Source organism: Pseudochelatococcus sp. G4_1912 (assembly GCF_047501465.1).
Classification (GTDB): domain Bacteria; phylum Pseudomonadota; class Alphaproteobacteria; order Rhizobiales; family Beijerinckiaceae; genus Pseudochelatococcus.
On sequence record NZ_JAZDRL010000002.1, the window covers coordinates 1195077 to 1212898 of the forward strand.

The 17822-nt window shown below is 50.0% G+C and carries 14 protein-coding genes and 2 pseudogenes; 12 read left to right on the forward strand and 4 right to left on the reverse strand.

Features of this window, described 5'->3' with window-relative positions; all coding sequences use genetic code 11:
- The first annotated feature begins 10 nt into the window (after positions 1–10).
- Positions 11–889, forward strand: a complete 879-nt coding sequence (gene kdsA, locus VRZ32_RS12730; protein WP_414526091.1) for a 3-deoxy-8-phosphooctulonate synthase — start codon at positions 11–13, stop codon at positions 887–889.
- Between the two features lie 156 nt (positions 890–1045).
- Here the strand turns inward: kdsA and VRZ32_RS12735 are convergent.
- From VRZ32_RS12735 to VRZ32_RS12750, 4 genes and pseudogenes are all read right to left on the reverse strand, one after another.
- Positions 1046–1773 (reverse strand): annotated as a pseudogene (locus tag VRZ32_RS12735) (IS5 family transposase); the annotation flags it as partial.
- Positions 1774–1965: 192 nt separating this feature from the next.
- Entirely contained in the window at positions 1966–2889 is a 924-nt protein-coding gene (locus tag VRZ32_RS12740; protein ID WP_414526213.1) for a 50S ribosomal protein L11 methyltransferase, read from the reverse strand.
- Positions 2890–2940: 51 nt separating this feature from the next.
- Positions 2941–5289: an ATP-dependent helicase gene (locus VRZ32_RS12745; protein ID WP_414526092.1), complete on the reverse strand. Its 2349-nt coding sequence runs from the start codon at positions 5287–5289 to the stop codon at positions 2941–2943.
- Between the two features lie 213 nt (positions 5290–5502).
- Complete coding sequence (locus VRZ32_RS12750) at positions 5503–5703, reverse strand: hypothetical protein (protein ID WP_414526093.1); 201 nt, start codon at positions 5701–5703, stop codon at positions 5503–5505.
- A 431-nt stretch (positions 5704–6134) separates the two neighbouring features.
- Here VRZ32_RS12750 and VRZ32_RS12755 point away from each other — a divergent pair, with 431 nt between their 5' ends.
- The 11 genes and pseudogenes from VRZ32_RS12755 (at position 6135) to VRZ32_RS12805 (ending at position 17805) form a co-directional block, all read left to right on the forward strand.
- Positions 6135–7184: a phosphotransferase family protein gene (locus tag VRZ32_RS12755; RefSeq protein WP_414526094.1), complete on the forward strand. Its 1050-nt coding sequence runs from the start codon at positions 6135–6137 to the stop codon at positions 7182–7184.
- Between the two features lie 347 nt (positions 7185–7531).
- A pseudogene (locus VRZ32_RS12760) lies at positions 7532–8260 on the forward strand (IS5 family transposase); the annotation flags it as partial.
- Between the two features lie 95 nt (positions 8261–8355).
- Positions 8356–9519: an MFS transporter gene (locus VRZ32_RS12765; RefSeq protein ID WP_414526095.1), complete on the forward strand. Its 1164-nt coding sequence runs from the start codon at positions 8356–8358 to the stop codon at positions 9517–9519.
- 358 nt (positions 9520–9877) lie between these two features.
- Positions 9878–11800, forward strand: coding sequence for a molecular chaperone DnaK (gene dnaK, locus VRZ32_RS12770; RefSeq protein ID WP_414526096.1), 1923 nt, complete (start codon positions 9878–9880; stop codon positions 11798–11800).
- A gap of 255 nt (positions 11801–12055) precedes the next feature.
- Positions 12056–13204 (forward strand): molecular chaperone DnaJ, encoded by a 1149-nt coding sequence (dnaJ, locus tag VRZ32_RS12775; RefSeq protein WP_414526097.1) that lies wholly within the window; start codon positions 12056–12058, stop codon positions 13202–13204.
- A gap of 346 nt (positions 13205–13550) precedes the next feature.
- Positions 13551–14141, forward strand: a complete 591-nt coding sequence (locus VRZ32_RS12780; protein WP_414526214.1) for a class I SAM-dependent methyltransferase — start codon at positions 13551–13553, stop codon at positions 14139–14141.
- Positions 14134–14844 (forward strand): orotidine-5'-phosphate decarboxylase, encoded by a 711-nt coding sequence (gene pyrF / locus VRZ32_RS12785; protein WP_414526215.1) that lies wholly within the window; start codon positions 14134–14136, stop codon positions 14842–14844. Before VRZ32_RS12780 ends, pyrF begins: the two co-directional genes overlap by 8 nt.
- Positions 14845–14883: 39 nt before the next feature.
- Positions 14884–15174 carry a DUF1330 domain-containing protein gene (locus VRZ32_RS12790; protein ID WP_414526098.1) on the forward strand — a complete coding sequence of 97 codons (291 nt, stop codon included), beginning with the start codon at positions 14884–14886 and terminating at the stop codon, positions 15172–15174.
- A 45-nt stretch (positions 15175–15219) separates the two neighbouring features.
- The gene (gene dapB / locus VRZ32_RS12795; protein WP_414526099.1) at positions 15220–16035 is read left to right on the forward strand and encodes a 4-hydroxy-tetrahydrodipicolinate reductase; all 816 of its coding nucleotides are present in this window, start codon (positions 15220–15222) and stop codon (positions 16033–16035) included.
- 43 nt (positions 16036–16078) lie between these two features.
- The gene (locus tag VRZ32_RS12800) at positions 16079–16699 is read left to right on the forward strand and encodes a 2,3-bisphosphoglycerate-dependent phosphoglycerate mutase (protein ID WP_414526100.1); all 621 of its coding nucleotides are present in this window, start codon (positions 16079–16081) and stop codon (positions 16697–16699) included.
- 20 nt (positions 16700–16719) lie between these two features.
- Entirely contained in the window at positions 16720–17805 is a 1086-nt protein-coding gene (locus VRZ32_RS12805; RefSeq protein ID WP_414526101.1) for a hypothetical protein, read from the forward strand.
- Positions 17806–17822 lie beyond the last annotated feature (17 nt).

Sequence of the window (17822 nt, forward strand, 5' to 3'; positions counted from 1 at the left end):
GAGAGCTTCGTTGAGTAAGGCGGAAACAAGCGTGCAGAACATTGTTACGGTAGGTGAGGGCTCAGGAGCTGTGCGCTTTGGCAACCAGTTGCCATTAGCGATTATTGCCGGTCCATGCCAGATGGAAAGCCGTGCGCATGCGCTTGAAATCGCATCTGCTCTTAAGGAAATCACCGGGCGGCTTGGCATTGGTCTGGTTTTCAAGACCTCATTCGATAAGGCAAACCGGACATCCATCAAAGCAGCGCGCGGCGTTGGTCTCAGTGATGCGCTGCCGGTTTTCGCTGAAATCCGCGAAAAACTTGGATTGCCCGTTCTAACCGATGTGCACTTGCCCGAACATTGCGCGCCTGTTGCTGAGGTTGTTGATGTGCTGCAAATTCCGGCTTTTCTTTGCCGGCAGACGGATCTTCTAGTCGCTGCAGCTCAGACAGGGCGAGCCGTTAATGTGAAAAAGGGGCAGTTCCTGGCCCCATGGGACATGCGTCACGTTGCAGCAAAAATCACTGAAAGCGGAAATCCTAATGTGCTCTTGACGGAGCGTGGCGCTTCTTTTGGTTACAACACACTCGTAAGTGATATGCGTTCGCTGCCTATTATGGCTGAAACGACGGGGGCGCCTGTCATTTTCGATGCTACTCACTCAGTGCAGCAACCGGGGGGGCAAGGGGCGTCTTCGGGCGGTGAGAGGCGTTTTGTACCAGTTCTTGCGCGCGCTGCAGTTGCTGTGGGCGTTGCAGGTGTATTCATCGAGACCCACGAGGCGCCTGATACTGCGCCATCAGATGGACCAAACATGGTGCCGTTGGCACAATTGGAATCTCTCTTAGTGCGCTTGCAAGCTTTTGATGCGATTGCGAAAGAGCCGCTTATTCACAACAAGAACTGATAAAACGCTCATACCTCTATATGCTTTGATCACCTGCGCATTGTTATGCGTTAACAAGCGCAGGGTTCAGTTATGATCCAAGACCTGATCATTGGGCATGGAAAGCGTTCCTGCCATTAGAGATTATCGCTATTCCCCGTAGTCTAGGCTGAGGATTCAAATTAAGTAATACGAGAATAAGATAGCGATTGTTACGGCGTTGAGGAACGATTGAGCTGATTTGTCATATCGTGTAGCGATGCGGCGCCAGTTTTTGAGTTTGGCAAAGCATGCCTCCACCCTCCATCTTTTTTTATAAAGCTCTGTATCAATTGTATTTTTGACTTTTGCATTTTTTCGGTCTGGCACACAATATGTGATGTTTGCGGCTTCAACGCAGGCGCGGATGTCTTTGGAAACATAGCCTGTATCCGCCAGTATCTGGCGTAAATTTGGATGATTGCAGGCGTTGATCAGCAGCGGGGCGAGGCAAACATCGTGAATGTTGCCACCCGTGATCAACCATGCGACGGGTTTGCCGCGCCCGTTACAGGCCAGGTGGATTTTACTCGTCCAACCGCCGCAAGATCGACCTGTGGCAGGACATCCTTTTTTTGGGCGCCAAGAGCCGAACGCTGTACCCGTATCGTGGTCGAATCTATCATAAGTGTCTCATCTTGCGCGTCTTTTTCGGATAAAGCCTGAAAAATACGCGTCCAGACGCCCTGAGCGTTCCAGCGTTGATAGCGCGTGTAAAGTGTTTTGTGTGGTCCGTAAATCGCCGGAGCCTGCCGCCACATCACACCCGACTGAAGAACATAAACAATCCCCGATACGACCCGCCGATCATTTACACGCCGCCGTCCCCGCTTCACCTTCGGCAACAAATCCTGCAATTTGGACCAGGCAATGTCATTGATATAAAAAGGATATCCACCCATCAGAAACCTCAAAATTAAAGCGATGATGGGAGTGAATCAAAACACTTATAAATATTCGTTAATTTGAAGGCTTAACCTATTTTTCATAGTAACAGTTTGACCGCGCATCTCGATGGATGCGCGGGATCGTAGGCCTATTTCAGGAGATATAACGCTTCAGATTTGTGTAACAGGACGTGGTGCAAAACCGCCGCGCTTTAGCACTAACGTTGCCCAACCTTCACGATCTGTGCGCTTCTTTAACCGCAAGCCCTGTGCGGCATAAGCAGAGAGCACGCCCGGCACATCACGCGATAGCAAGCCCGACAGGATCAAGGTGCCAGAGCTGCTTAGCACTCGGCTAATAGCGGGTGCCAGTTGGCGCAAGGGCTTTGCCAGAATGTTGGCAAATACCAGATCAAACCTATGTGTGCGATCGGCTAAACCATGGCGCACGCCAGGTGCGGCATAATATCGGATATGATTACCAGCGCCATTAAGGCGTGCGTTATCTCTCGCTACTTTCACGGCAACCGGATCTATATCTCCGGCGATAACTGTGTGACGGAGAGCGCGTGCTGCAGCAAGCGCCAAAATTCCCGTGCCGGTGCCGACATCAAGCACTTGCTGGGGTCGTCTGCAATTCAGTTCTTCTACCAAAGCCAACAGGCAACCGTGGGTCGTACCGTGATGGCCGGTCCCGAATGCTAATGCAGCGTCAATCTCAATAGCGATATCGTTGGTTTTCACCGTGTGGCGGTCATGGCTACCATGGACAAGGAAGCGCCCCGCGCGTACTGGCTTCAAGCCATCCAAACTAGCCTTCACCCAATCTTTTTGTGCAATAGCGGAGAAAGTAACTTCGTCTGCTCTTTCACCAATCACAAGCCGAAGCAAATCGCGAACGCCTTCCTCATCTGGCTGATGAGCAAAATAAGCTTCGACGTGCCATAGACCATCATCTGTTTCAAAGGCAGCGACGGCCGACTCCGTAGGGTCAAACACTTCGCCCAATAGGTCTGTCATCGCGCGGGCAGCGTTTTCATCCGTGTCAAAACGCAGTACGTGGGTGGGGTTGGGCGGCAGCAGGCCCTCATACATTGGCATTGTTCAGGATCTCAATGAGCTAATAACGAAAAATGACTTATGCCATTACGCCGGTTTAACGAAACTGTCGATAACAGTCTTGCGACCCGCTTTATCAAAATCGATCGTCAGCTTGTTGCCGTCTGTTGCGGTAACTGAGCCAGATCCGAATTTTTGATGGAATACGCGGTCATTTATTTTGAAGGCTGAGCTGGTCGAAATTGACCGTGCAACCACTTCGCCTTCAATCAAGGTGCCTTTGCCGCCACGGCGTGCCCCTGGTGCAGAACTGCTTGTAAAGCTGTTGTTCCGCGCCCGCGCCCAGCCCGGCGTTTCATAAGTTGAGCCAAACGATTTGTTTGCCCCTGCTTGATCAAAGCGGCTACGACCATAGTTCCCATAAGAGAAAGCAGCAGGTGCTTCTATCACTTCAACATGGGCTTCCGGCAATTCGTCGACAAAACGTGACGGGACTGTTGCATTCCAAAGGCCATGAATGCGTCGATTGGATGCAAACATGATTTTTGCTGTTTTACGTGCGCGCGTTATACCGACATAGGCAAGACGACGTTCTTCCTCAAGGCCAGCGCGCCCCTGCTCATCAAGTGCGCGTTGATTGGGAAAGAGGCCTTCCTCCCAACCCGGCAGAAACACCGTATCGAACTCGAGGCCCTTGGCTGCATGCAGGGTCATAATTGATACGCGCTCGTTTGTGTCGCCATCGGCCGCATCCATAACCAGAGAGACGTGCTCCAGGAAGCTTGGCAGATCAGGAAACTCCTCAAGCGTGCGAATAAGCTCTTTGAGATTTTCGAGGCGGCCTGCAGCATCTGGTGAACGGTCATTCTGCCACATGGCCGTATATCCAGATTCCTCAAGGATCGTCTCGGCCAGCTCTGTGTGAGACTGCGTTTCAAGATTGCGCGACCAGCGGTCGAAGGACGCCAGCAGTTCACGTAAAGTGGTGCGCTGGCGCGGTTTGATTTCTTCCGTTTCCAGCAGTGCACGCGTTGCCTGAATCAGCGGAATACCAGCATGACGCGCATAGGCGTGCATAATCTGCAATGTAGCATCACCCAGTCCGCGTTTGGGCGTGTTAAATATACGCTCGAATGCTAGATCATCCGCCTGCGAAATGACGCAGCGGAAATATGCGAGAGCATCGCGAATTTCGAGCCGTTCATAAAAGCGCGGGCCGCCGATCACGCGATAGGGTAGGCCAAGCTGCACAAAACGATCTTCGATCTCACGCATCTGGGCTGAAATACGTACTAGCACCGCTATCTGCGATAGGCTCTCGCCCCGCAATTGCAGGGTTTCGATGGTTTCGCCAATTTGGCGTGCCTCTTCTTCCGAATCCCACGCGCCGGAGATACTGACTGGATTGCCAGCGATATCCTGCGTGTGCAGTGTTTTGCCAAGGCGACCTTCGTTATGAGCGATAAGATGTGAGGCCGTTGCCAGAATATGCGCTGTCGAGCGGTAGTTCCGTTCCAGGCGAACGACAGCCGCGCCTGGAAAATCATGCTCGAAACGCAGAATATTATCGACCTCTGCCCCACGCCAGCCATAGATCGACTGATCATCATCCCCCACGCAACAGACGTTCTGACGCCCCTGTGCAAGCAGTCGCAGCCAGAGGTATTGCGCGACGTTGGTATCTTGATACTCATCCACCAGAATGTAGCGGAATCGCTCTTGATATCGGGTCAATACATCTGGATTTTCGCGAAACAGGCGGATGTTTTCAACCAGCAAATCGCCGAAGTCAGCCGCATTCAGAACCTTAAGCCGCTCCTGATACAGCTTGTAAAGCTCAACACCGCGGCCGTTGGCGAAACCCTGCGCCTCGCCTGCAGAAACGCGTTCCGGGGAAAGTGCGCGGTTTTTCCATCCATCTATCAGATGCGCTAACTGGCGCGCGGGCCAACGCTTGTCATCGACCTTCTCTGCCTTCAGAATTTGTTTGAGTAGCCGGATCTGATCGTCGGTATCAAGAATGGTGAAATCTGATTTAAGACCGACAAGTTCAGCATGCTGGCGTAGAATTTTCGTGCCAATAGCATGGAACGTGCCGAGCCAGGGCATGCCCTCTGCCACCGCACCAACCAGGGTGGTGATGCGTTCCTTCATTTCGCGCGCGGCTTTATTGGTGAATGTTACGGCCAAAATCTGCGATGGGAAGGCTGCGCCTGTAGCAATCAGATGGGCGATACGTGTGGTCAGCACCCGCGTTTTTCCTGTGCCGGCACCTGCCAGAACTAGCAGCGGCCCTTCCAGGGTTTCAACTGCGCGCCGTTGCTCCTCGTTCAATCCTGAAAGATAAGTCGCTGCCGGACGCGCCGCTTGTCGTGCACGTTCGCTAAGCGAAAGAGAGGGGCCGGCAAGCGGAATGTTGGAGTGCGGATCTGTCACGGACGTCTAAGTGCTTTCAAAGCCAGAGGGCGGAGAATCGGATTTGGGGGTGCAAGCACCCAATGTTAATAACAGCCGCTGATAAAATCGATCACACGGTAAGCTGCATTTCCTATATACTCCCTGTGCATACAGCTTGATGGGGGAGTTACGTTATGTACGCAACGGGTAAAGATGTAAGACCGATGCGTCAACGTCAAACTGGTCGTTTGTTTACACTTCTTGCGTTGACAGTTGGCGTTGCAATCTCGATTTCGGGAGCGCATGCACAGCAAAATCGGCAACAGCAGCAATTGCGAGATACAAATCGACAATTGCAGCAGCAGCTAAATGATCAGCAGCGGGATCAGCAGATGCAGTTTGAGTTAAATCAGCTGCGCGGTCAGCAAATGCGTCAACAACAGTTTCAGCCATTGCCTACGCCTCCGCTGTTAACCGCGCCTCCCGCGCGCAGGTTATAAAAAGACAGTATACGATAAAAGATATAACCAATTTATTGAATCTTTAACGCGAATTAATGGGGATAATAGCGGTTATACTTATTTATCAACTCAATATGTTTTTTAATAATGTTTATTTATTATATTGTTAGAATCATTTATTTGTTTGTGTTATATTGATTGTTTTTTCTGGTGTTTGTTGTTGATATTGATCGCTGTCATAAAACCGTCTTAATCACTAAATTGTGACTGTGTGTTTTTTAGCTAGCTAAAGGCTTAGCTTTCGACTACAGTAACCATAAGTAATTGTATGTATATATAGATTACTTAAAGTGAAAAGAGGGTGTTGTTTCGTTTGTAAGCAATCATCGTCTTTTGGGTCCATGAGGATGGAGGCGGTTTCTTATGCTTTCTTCTGGTGATTTGCTTTTTATCAATAAGAAGCTCGGGCCTATCTTTAGTAATAGCGCAGTGGTGCAAAAAATAGACGGCGGAGACGTTAACGAAGCTTATGTGGTGAATAGCGTTCGTGAGCGCTATTTTATAAAAAAAATAGCTCTAGATGAGAGCGCTACACGCCATAGCTTGGATGACAATCTCATCGCTAACTCAATTCGATTTTCTGAGATTATAGCTCGTCAGATGTCCTTTACCGGAAGAACGGTTTCGGCGCTTATGATGGGTGATGATTGCTTATTGAATGTTGGTGGCAGTGTGTTAACCGTTTATCCTTTCGCAGATGGTCGCATGCGCGACGGCGTTGAGATTTCATCTGATATGGTGCAAGAAATTGCATTGTTTTTAACGCAATTGCATAGATCGCCATTAAATATAGAGCGGGAATTTGCTGAAAAAAAGGTAGCTCACTATAAAGAGATAGGTGAAGTTATAATAGATTCTCCTGCCTGGAAGGTTGTTAGAGCGCTTACTCATAAATCTTATGTTTTTCCAAGTTTAAATATAGCATCTGATTATATAATAAAGAATAAAAATAAGCTGTCATTTGCTGTTAATCACCTGTCTGGTGATGGTGTCTGCCATAATGATTTAAAACCTAAGAATGTTTTATGGGGATCTGATCATAAATTCTGGGTTATAGATTGGGACGCGGCAGGACTATTTGATGTAAGTGCTGATTACTTAGATACACTTTTAGCGTGGTGCACCGTATATGAAAATGGAAAACTATCTCTTGATTCAGAGAAGGTAAAAGTTTTTTACAAAGCTTATCCTCCCATCGGACTGGATAAAATTGAGAATAGCGTGTCAATCGTGCTTGTAAAATGGTATTTCTGGTTAGCGATGTGTTTGAAAAATACGTTTCTTTTCAAGGGGAAATGGAAAAGAAACTTGTGGAATATACACTATGCCAGCGAGTTTATAGCGTCTTTGATTGATGGAAGATTTATTGAGCGGTTGTTGTTTTTACATCAGCCATCCGCACTTGCTAAATAGCTAAATGAGCGCTCCCAAAATCAATCTGATGCTCATGTAAGCGGAAGTTTAAGGCATCTTGGAGTGACAATGATTAGTCCTGTGCCTCCTTCCGAGTGGCTGGTTTGGCGCCGCTTGAATCCATAATGATGTTTACCCATGCTAAAAACCTTCTGATGGATAAGTTTGTCACATAAATGGCAGCATAGGCATGTTAGTGGGCTGAAGAGACAACTGCATTGCTGCAATTTAGCTAGGTTAAGCCTTCAAATTAACGAATATTTATAAGTGTTTTGATTCACTCCCATCATCGCTTTAATTTTGAGGTTTCTGATGGGTGGATATCCTTTTTATATCAATGACATTGCCTGGTCCAAATTGCAGGATTTGTTGCCGAAGGTGAAGCGGGGACGGCGGCGTGTAAATGATCGGCGGGTCGTATCGGGGATTGTTTATGTTCTTCAGTCGGGTGTGATGTGGCGGCAGGCTCCGGCGATTTACGGACCACACAAAACACTTTACACGCGCTATCAACGCTGGAACGCTCAGGGCGTCTGGACGCGTATTTTTCAGGCTTTATCCGAAAAAGACGCGCAAGATGAGACACTTATGATAGATTCGACCACGATACGGGTACAGCGTTCGGCTCTTGGCGCCCAAAAAAAGGATGTCCTGCCACAGGTCGATCTTGCGGCGGTTGGACGAGTAAAATCCACCTGGCCTGTAACGGGCGCGGCAAACCCGTCGCATGGTTGATCACGGGTGGCAACATTCACGATGTTTGCCTCGCCCCGCTGCTGATCAACGCCTGCAATCATCCAAATTTACGCCAGATACTGGCGGATACAGGCTATGTTTCCAAAGACATCCGCGCCTGCGTTGAAGCCGCAAACATCACATATTGTGTGCCAGACCGAAAAAATGCAAAAGTCAAAAATACAATTGATACAGAGCTTTATAAAAAAAGATGGAGGGTGGAGGCATGCTTTGCCAAACTCAAAAACTGGCGCCGCATCGCTACACGATATGACAAATCAGCTCAATCGTTCCTCAACGCCGTAACAATCGCTATCTTATTCTCGTATTACTTAATTTGAATCCTCAGCCTAGTTAAATAAACATAGTTAGTAACGTGCATTTGTGGCTATGTTGAAGAGTGTCTGGATTTAGGTAGGTTTATTGGAGTGTGCTAATGAATAGTTTGTTTGCAGTAATACTATTCATTGGTATGGGCTCTGGTATTATTTCTCCTATGATTGGACCACTTATATTTTCTGACCACGGTTTTTTTTCTGATGCTGATATTGAGTTCAGAATGCAAGCATATTCACTTATAATGGGCGTTTATGCATTTGGTCAGATATTGGGAAATCCAACCTGGGGGGTGATTTCTGATAAAATTGGGGGAAAAAGATCTATTATTTGGGCGCTGGCCGGAAGTCTAGGAGGATATGCTCTTTGCTTGATGGGCTTATTTTATGCAGTATTCCCGTTATTTTTTATTGGAAGGTGGATTGATGGTGCTATGGCCGGTCGAAGAACTATTGCTCTTGCTATGATATCACGTGAATCTAAAGAAAAGACAACGTCTTTTAAGCGTGCGGAAATAATGAATGCTGCAGGTTTGCTTTTAGGTCCTATAGCGAGTGGAGCGTTGATAGGGAGTGCTAATGGTTCGACCTTACGTGACTATTCAGCACCAATCGTTTTCATGCTATTAATTATTTCGTTGAATATTATTTTAATTCTTAGGGGGAAATATAAGGAAATCGTTTCTGTAAATGAGGGTAAGAAAAATTCCTTATTTTCTGGGAAGTCATTAAATGTATATTCCGTATTCTTTTTATTTCAATGTGGTTGGTATTTATATTTTTTGACTATAACGCCATATATTATTATTCATTGGGCGTTTACTCCATTTTTAGTTGGAGTGTTTTTTTCAGGTCTCATTCTATTTTATATTTTAATATTGGCATTCCTGTTGCCCAAATTGAGGAAAAAAATCCCTGACAATTTGATGAATATTGGTGCATTATTTATTGGCGCTATATCCATGGCTTTAATAGGCCTCGGCGGAGGTAATTTTTATTTATTTTTAATATTCAACGCGGGTGTTGCCATCGCAACGGCTCTCAGTACGCCTGTTTTTATGACGAAAATCTCAAACTTAAAGGGGCAGGCTGGGCAGGGGGCTGCTATAGGTTTGCAAAATAGCATTATTGGTTTCGCTTGGCTTATTGCAGCGATCTTCAATGGCTTGATAGCCTCTGGAAATCTCCAGGTATCATTTATTTTAGGTGGCGCTGTATTTCTTATAAGCGCTTGCTTCATGACGCTGAATAATAAAATAATCTAGGCAATTAGGTATAGCCTGAACGTTGCCGGACGAAATTGTTGAGTGGAGAATGCATTTGGGGCTTGCGAAGCGCGTTTGCAGGAACCACTTGTCTGGCAGGTGTTATATCGCCATCGGGTATGTAGGTAACTCAAGCTGAAGAGAATAAAGGCATTCGTCATTCTTTTCGGCATCAAGTCTGGAACTTGTCTGTAACGGACTTGCGGCCAGGCTTAGGTGGTCTTATATACGCGGCCGATGCGCGGTTCGCGCGGCGGGTTCTTCACCGGGCTCGTCAGGATGTTTATTACAGTCAAGCCATTAACTGGATCGCTTCGGGGTCCGGCGCGGCGGTCTGCTTGAAAGTTGAGGGATCTCCATGGGTAAAGTTATCGGTATCGACCTTGGTACAACCAACTCCTGCGTTGCAGTGATGGATGGAACAACGCCAAAGGTTATTGAAAACGCTGAAGGTGCGCGTACAACGCCTTCCATTGTCGCATTTACAGATGACGGCGAACGCCTTGTCGGTCAGCCAGCCAAGCGCCAGGCTGTGACGAATCCAGAGCGCACGTTCTTCGCCATCAAACGTCTGATCGGTCGTAGCTTTGAAGATCCGCTGACCCAGAAAGATATCGGCCTCGTGCCTTATCACATCGTGCGTGGCAACAACGGCGATGCATGGGTGAAGTCTGACGATAAAGATTATTCACCTTCGCAGATTTCTGCCTTTACCCTTCAGAAGATGAAGGAAACGGCTGAAGCGCATCTCGGGCAGCCTGTTACGCAGGCAGTCATTACCGTTCCTGCTTATTTCAATGATGCTCAGCGCCAGGCAACCAAGGATGCAGGCAAGATTGCCGGCCTTGAAGTTCTGCGCATCATCAACGAACCAACTGCGGCAGCGCTCGCTTATGGTCTCGACAAGAAGTCCAGCGGTACGATTGCGGTTTACGATCTCGGCGGCGGTACATTCGACGTGTCGATTCTTGAAATTGGCGATGGTGTATTCGAAGTGAAGTCGACGAATGGTGATACATTCCTCGGCGGTGAAGACTTCGACAACCGTCTGGTCGAATACCTTGCTGACGAGTTCAAGCGCGAACAGGGCATTGACCTGCGCAAGGACAAGCTCGCGCTGCAGCGCCTGAAGGAAGCTGCTGAAAAGGCCAAGATCGAGCTTTCTTCCGCGCAGCAAACTGAAATCAACCTGCCATACATTACGGCGGATGCCTCTGGCCCCAAGCATTTGGCGCTGAAGCTATCGCGTGCCAAGTTCGAGCAGCTTGTTGCTGATCTCGTGGAGCGCACCATTGAGCCATGCCGCAAGGCACTCAAGGATGCCGGCCTTGCTGCCGGGGGCATTGATGAGGTTGTGCTCGTTGGCGGTATGACGCGCATGCCGAAGGTGCAGGAAGTCGTCAAGCAGTTCTTCGGTAAGGAGCCACACAAGGGTGTGAACCCTGATGAAGTTGTTGCTATCGGCGCTGCTGTGCAGGCTGGCGTGCTTCAGGGCGACGTCAAGGATGTGCTGCTGCTCGATGTAACGCCTCTGTCGCTCGGTATCGAAACGCTGGGTGGTGTGTTCACGCGTCTGATCGATCGTAATACGACGATCCCTACGAAGAAGAGCCAGGTGTTCTCCACCGCTGATGATAATCAGACGGCGGTTACCATTCGTGTGTTCCAGGGTGAGCGCGAGATGGCCGCAGATAACAAGATGCTCGGCCAGTTCGATCTGATCGGCATTCCACCAGCACCTCGTGGCATGCCACAGGTTGAGGTGACGTTCGATATCGACGCTAATGGCATCGTTAACGTGTCTGCTAAGGACAAGGCGACGAACAAGGAGCAAACGATCCGCATCCAGGCTTCCGGTGGCTTGTCGGATGCTGATATCGAGAAGATGGTCAAGGATGCCGAATCGCACGCTGCGGAAGACAAGCAGCGCCGTGAGGTCGTTGAAGCGAAGAACCATGCTGAAAGCCTGATCCACTCCACGGAAAAGTCCGTTCAGGAGCATGGGGATAAGGTCGCTGCTGCTGAAAAGACCGCCATCGAAAATGCGATCGCAGACCTGCGCAAGGCGCTGGAAGGTGAGGACGTTGAGGCGATTAAGGCGCGCACCAATGATCTGATGCAGGCATCGATGAAGCTTGGCGAAGCTATCTACAAGGCAAGTCAGACGGAAGAAGGCGCCGAAGCTGGTGAAAATGCTTCAGCAAACGCTGACAGCCAGAATGAGGACGTCATTGATGCCGACTTCCAGGAAGTTGACGACGACAAGAAAAAGAGCGCCTGATTGACGCGTGAGTGGCCCGGCTGATATGTCGGGCCACTTTCGTTTATCGAAGGCTGACAGGGTTTTCAGGAAGACAAGCTTGGCCTTTTCGGCATTAAAACGCTTGAACTCAATAAGTTAGAGCATTTAGGGCGATTTGTGGAATCGCGAAGGTGTTCTAAAAGATGGTAACTTGCGGGCACCACCTTTTGATCCGGATGTATATTGTGGGATTATTTGGTGGGACGTGGGACCGGTCGTCAAAGGCAGGAATGGATGGCCAAAAGAGACTATTACGAGGCGCTTGGTGTCTCACGCAGCGCGGTTGATGGCGAACTCAAAGTGGCCTTCCGCAAATTGGCCATGCAGTATCATCCCGACAGGAATCCGGGTGATGCAAACGCTGAAGCGCAATTCAAGGAAATCAACGAAGCTTACGAGATCCTCAAGGATCCCAATAAGCGCAGTGCTTATGATCGCTATGGCCATGCGGCGTTTGAGCAAGGCGGTGCGCCTGGTGGGCCGGGATTCGGCAATGATTTCTCAGATTTCATGACGGACATCTTCGACACGTTCTTTGGCGATACGCGAGGAAATGCGCGCCAGCGTGGCGGTAATAGTGGTGGACGTGAGCGCGGCGCAGATATGCGCTACAATCTCGAGATATCGCTGGAAGATGCCTTTAATGGTAAGGCTGAGACCCTTGAAATTCCATCTGCCATGTCCTGTGAAGCATGCTCAGGCAGCGGTGCGAAAGCTGGTTCAAAGCCGCGTCAATGCCCCACCTGTGGTGGTGCGGGCCGGGTGCGTGCTCAGCAAGGCTTTTTTGCAATTGAGCGTACATGCCCAACTTGTGATGGTCGTGGACAGATTATTGAAGATCCATGTGATGCGTGCTCTGGCGCTGGCCGGGTGACGCGTACGCGTACCTTATCGGTCAACATTCCACCCGGTGTGGAAGATGGCACGCGCATTCGGTTGGCGGGTGAAGGCGAGGCAGGGCTACGTGGTGGTCCAGCTGGTGATTTATACATTTTTCTTTCGGTGCGCCCGCACGATCTTTATCAGCGTGATGGGGCAGACCTGTTCTGTCGCGTACCGATTTCAATGGTAACGGCAGCCCTTGGCGGTGAATTTGACGTGCCAACCGTTGGTGGGCAAGAAGTCCGCGTGCAGGTGCCGGCGGGCACGCAGACTGGCAAGCAATTCCGCTTACGTAGCAAGGGGATGCCGGTTTTGCGGTCACGTGATTTTGGTGATCTTTATATCCAGGTCGTCGTTGAAACGCCGCAAAACCTGACTCGCCGTCAGAAAGAACTTTTAACCGAATTTGATGAGATGTCGTCACATGATACCCATCCTGAAAGCATGGGTTTCTTGGCGCGCGTAAAGGACTTTTTTGAGGGCCTGGGTGGCACTACCTAAGCGTTTGCTCATTGTCTCAAAAACGCCGCACGTTGACGATAGTTCCTTCGCCGACAATTGCATGAGCCGATATCCGTGTTGGCTCATGATTTTTGGCTAAGCTAGATTAATCAGGCATAATAACGACGATCTATCTATTTGTTAATGCATCAGATTTATCCAAGAAAATGCGCTCGTTTTTTAGTCTGATGTATTAGACTTCAAGAATCGCTACTGTGTAATTTTCATGGTGGTCGTGGCTCTCCGCAGGGGAGCGCTACGGTAATCACCAACCGCGAGGAAGGCCACTTCTGTGTCCGAGCACCCCGTTATCAGACATCGCGTCTGCAGTGTTCAGGCTAAGCCATTGGATGCGCAGAAAAAGAAATCTCGCGGATTCCGGGATGACGCGCGTTTTCTGAAATCCTGGGTGGAGCGGCCGCTGGTGACGGGCGCTGTAGCGCCTTCAGGACGTGGGCTTGCCCGCACTCTGGCCAGCTATGTGGATCCTGCAGTTCCGGGGCCAGTGATTGAACTGGGACCAGGTACAGGGCCTGTAACAGAAGCGTTGCTCAAACGGGGATTGGCGCCTGAGCGCCTGGTGCTGGTGGAGTTTAATCCAGATTTTTGTACTTTGTTGCGTAAGCGTTTTCCGGGCGTGAATGTTGTGCAAGGGGATGCTTACGGGCTTGGTGAGACCCTTCGTGGTATTCTGAGCGAACCAGCGGCGGGGATTGTCTCCAGCTTGCCATTGTTCACCAAACCCCTCCCACAACGCCTCGGCCTGCTAGAAGATGCCTTTTCACTTATGCATTCCGGTGCGCCGTTTGTGCAGTTTACATATGCTATGGTGCCACCTATCCCTAAAACAGGCGAGCATTATACGGCAAAAGCCTCCGGTCGCGTATGGCTAAACCTGCCACCGGCTCGTGTATGGGTATATCGTTGTGATAAGTGATCGTATCGATACCGCACGTGACAAGCTTATCGTTGCGCTTGATGTCTCCAGTGTTGCACAGGCAGAGGCGCTTATTGCGCGGCTTGGTGATACGGTTTCATTTTATAAGCTGGGTATGGAAATTATCTATGGTGGCGGGCTGGAGCTTGCTCGTCGGCTTGTTAGCAGCGGCAAAAAGGTCTTTCTGGATCTTAAACTGCACGATATCCCTACGACTGTTGAGCGTGCAACAGCACAGGTCGCAAGCATTGGCGCAACTTTTTTAACAGTACACGCCTATCCGCAAACGATGGCTGCGGCTGCAGCTGGCCGCGCTGGATCATCGCTTAAGATCCTGGGTGTGACTGTTATGACCTCATACGACAACGCTGATCTGGCGGCTGCAGGATATATTTCCGGTGTTAAGGAAATGGTTGAACGCCGTGCATTGCAAGCGCGCGATGCTGGCATTGATGGCCTCATTCTTTCAGCTGCTGAGGTTGCCTCACTACGCAAGTTGGTTGGTTCGGATCTTCTGCTGGTTACCCCCGGCATTCGCCCCGCTGGGAGCAATGCTGACGACCAAAAACGCATAGTGACGCCGGGAGATGCCATTCGCGCAGGTGCAGACCATCTTGTTGTTGGACGTCCTGTTACAGCAGCGGCTGACCCACGCGCAGCAGCGGCTGCTATCATTGATGAGATTGCTCAAGCTTCAGCCTGATTTTACAGCGTTTCAAACACTTTCCCTAAGGAGGAAACGATGGCTAAAGGCTATTTGATTGCTCGTATTAACGTAACCGATCCTGAGCAGTTTGCGGTTTATGCCAAGCTTGCGGGCGCTGCTAGCGCCAAGCATGGTGCACGCGCGCTCGCGCGTGGTGGGCGCTTCGAAACTTTGGAAGGCGCTGTGCGTGAGCGTAACGTTGTGCTGGAGTTCGATTCATTCGAACAGGCGCGCGCATATTATTTCTCTGATGATTATCAGGCTGCAAAGAAAGAACGTGAAGCAGCAGGAGTTGCGGAATTTGTTATTGTTGAAGGTATAAGTTAATTACTTTCTTTAACGCATTGATTTAATATCAATTAGGAGAGGGCAATGAGTGAGCTCCGGCTTGTGGTTGTTGGTGTTGGTGGGCGGATGGGCCGTGCACTTGTGCGCACTATTGCGGAAACCACAGGCGTAACTCTTGCTGCGGCTCTTACGCGTCCTGGTTCTATGATTATTGGGCAGGATGCTGGTGTACTCGCTGGAATTGATGCGCTGGATGTGAAGGTGAGTGATGATGCGCAGTCAGCATTTGCGCACGCTGATTGCGTGATTGACTTTACCAGCCCGGAATCATCACGCGTATTCGCTAAAGAGGCGGCACAGGCGGGGATAGTTCATGTGATTGGGACGACGGGTTTATCAGAAGCCGATCTTCAAGTTATCCATGAAGCTGCTCATAAGACAGTTATCGTGCGCTCAGGTAATATGAGTCTTGGGGTGAATTTGCTTGCGGCGCTGGTGCGGCGGGTTGCAAAGACACTTGATGCCGACTTCGATATCGAAATACTGGAAATGCATCATCGGCATAAGGTTGATGCCCCATCAGGCACGGCCTTGCTTCTTGGAGAGGCGGCGGCCAGCGGCAGGGGGATTTCTCTAAAAGATCACGCACAACGTGTGCGTGATGGCCATACAGGTGCACGGATTCCCGGCGATATCGGTTTTGCGACCTTGCGCGGCGGATCGGTAGTGGGAGATCATAGCGTGATTTTCGCGGGTGAGGGCGAACGTATCGAACTGTCCCATAAGGCTGAGGACCGTGCTATTTTCGCGCGCGGCGCAGTGAAAGCTGCGATTTGGGGTAAGGGGCGTGCTCCCGGGCTTTATTCTATGGCGGATGTACTTGGAATTTCTGACATTTAGCTAATGTCGCCTATAACCTTTCTGTTTCTCTGAGGAGATAAAGATGTCGCGTGTTCTCGTGCTTGTTCGCCATGGTCAGAGTGAGTGGAATCTGCAAAACCTGTTCACAGGCTGGAAAGATCCTGATCTTACCGATGTAGGTGTCGCGGAGGCGCGCGCTGCCGGCAAGCAACTGAAATCATTAGGGATTGTTTTCGATCGCGCTTTCACTTCTGACTTGACGCGCGCTCAGCGTACTTTGTCGTTGATTCAGGAAGAAATCGGCCAGCACGACCTGCCTGTCATACGTGATGTTGCGCTCAATGAGCGTGATTATGGTGATCTGTCAGGGCTTAACAAGGATGAAGCACGTGTACGTTGGGGAGAGGACCAGGTTCATATTTGGCGCCGTTCCTACGATGTGCCTCCTCCGGGTGGAGAAAGCCTTAAAGATACCGCCGCCCGCGTTCTGCCATATTATATTCAGAATATCCTGCCGGCTGTATTACGGGGTGAGAATGTTCTTGTGGCGGCACACGGTAATTCGTTGCGCGCATTGATGATGGTGCTTGATCATTTGACGCCGGAGACGATTCCAACAGTTGAACTCGCTACTGGCGTGCCTCTCGTTTATCGTCTCAATGCAGACAGCACGGTTGACACCAAGACAATATTGAATGCGTGAATGTCACGCGGAGAAATTTTATGAAAAACGGCATAACGGGCGCGAAGAGTATTTTAGTCGCGCTGGCCTTTGCGGGGGGGCTCGGGTTCCATTTTGCAAATGTTAAATTTGGAAATTCCGAGTCAGGTGCAGTTATCAGTTCTGAAGTTGCTATCGCGGAGGAGGCACCTACGCGTGTTTTTCCAATGGGATTAGGAATTGGCGTCGTACCGCCCGCGGATATGAAAGTGTCAACGCGCTTTCCCGGTTTTGAGGATGACAAGCACCATTCAGCCATCATGATGATGGAAATGCCCCCCGAACTATATGCAAAGTTGGAAAAAGATCTGCGCGACCCTGAGCGCGAGCCGGTGGGCTTCACGCTTGTGAGCCGCGAAGCCTGGCCTGTAGAAGGCGGCAAGGGCTTTCTGGTGGAAGGCGCACAGCTTGTCGACGGTGAAACTGTCTACAAGTGGGTATTGGCACGCAGCACGCCCGCCAGCGCATCGGTTATTACGTTCCAGGTAGCTGAAGATGCCCGCGAGATCTACACTGAAGATCTGGTACGCCGAACCTTACGTTCACTTGCCACGCGCGATCATACTGAGATGCAGGTTGAGGTTTCCAAACTTCCATTCACTATTGATGAAACGTTGGATGACAAGGTTCCAGGTGATCGTACTGGTTTCCGTATCGCCCGCGTCATTCCCGGCAATTCAGTGATGCTGACGAATGGCCCAAAGGATCTGGTTCAAGGAGCTGAGCAGCCGGTTATCGTGATTGGTGGAGGCGAAGCGGCAGTTGCTGGTGCATTAGAGCAGGATCGGTTTGCAAGACAGGCATTCGGTGGTCTTGCGGGGGTGCGTTCCATGCAGGTTCGTCGTGGTGAAGGCGTGGAACGCGATGGTGTCAGCTGGCATGAAATCGAAGCTGATGCTGAAGATGCTGAGACTGGTGCCAAGGTACAAGTAATTCAAGCGATCCGATTTGATCGTACGCATTTCATCCGCTTCGTGACAGTAATGCGCGAAGATGCGCGCGAGGAAACGATGCGATTCCTCGATATGTTGCGTAAAACGGTTAATTTGCGGACAGAGGCCGTAAGCAAGGACGATACAGAGAAATGAAAAAAGAGCCCCGAGGA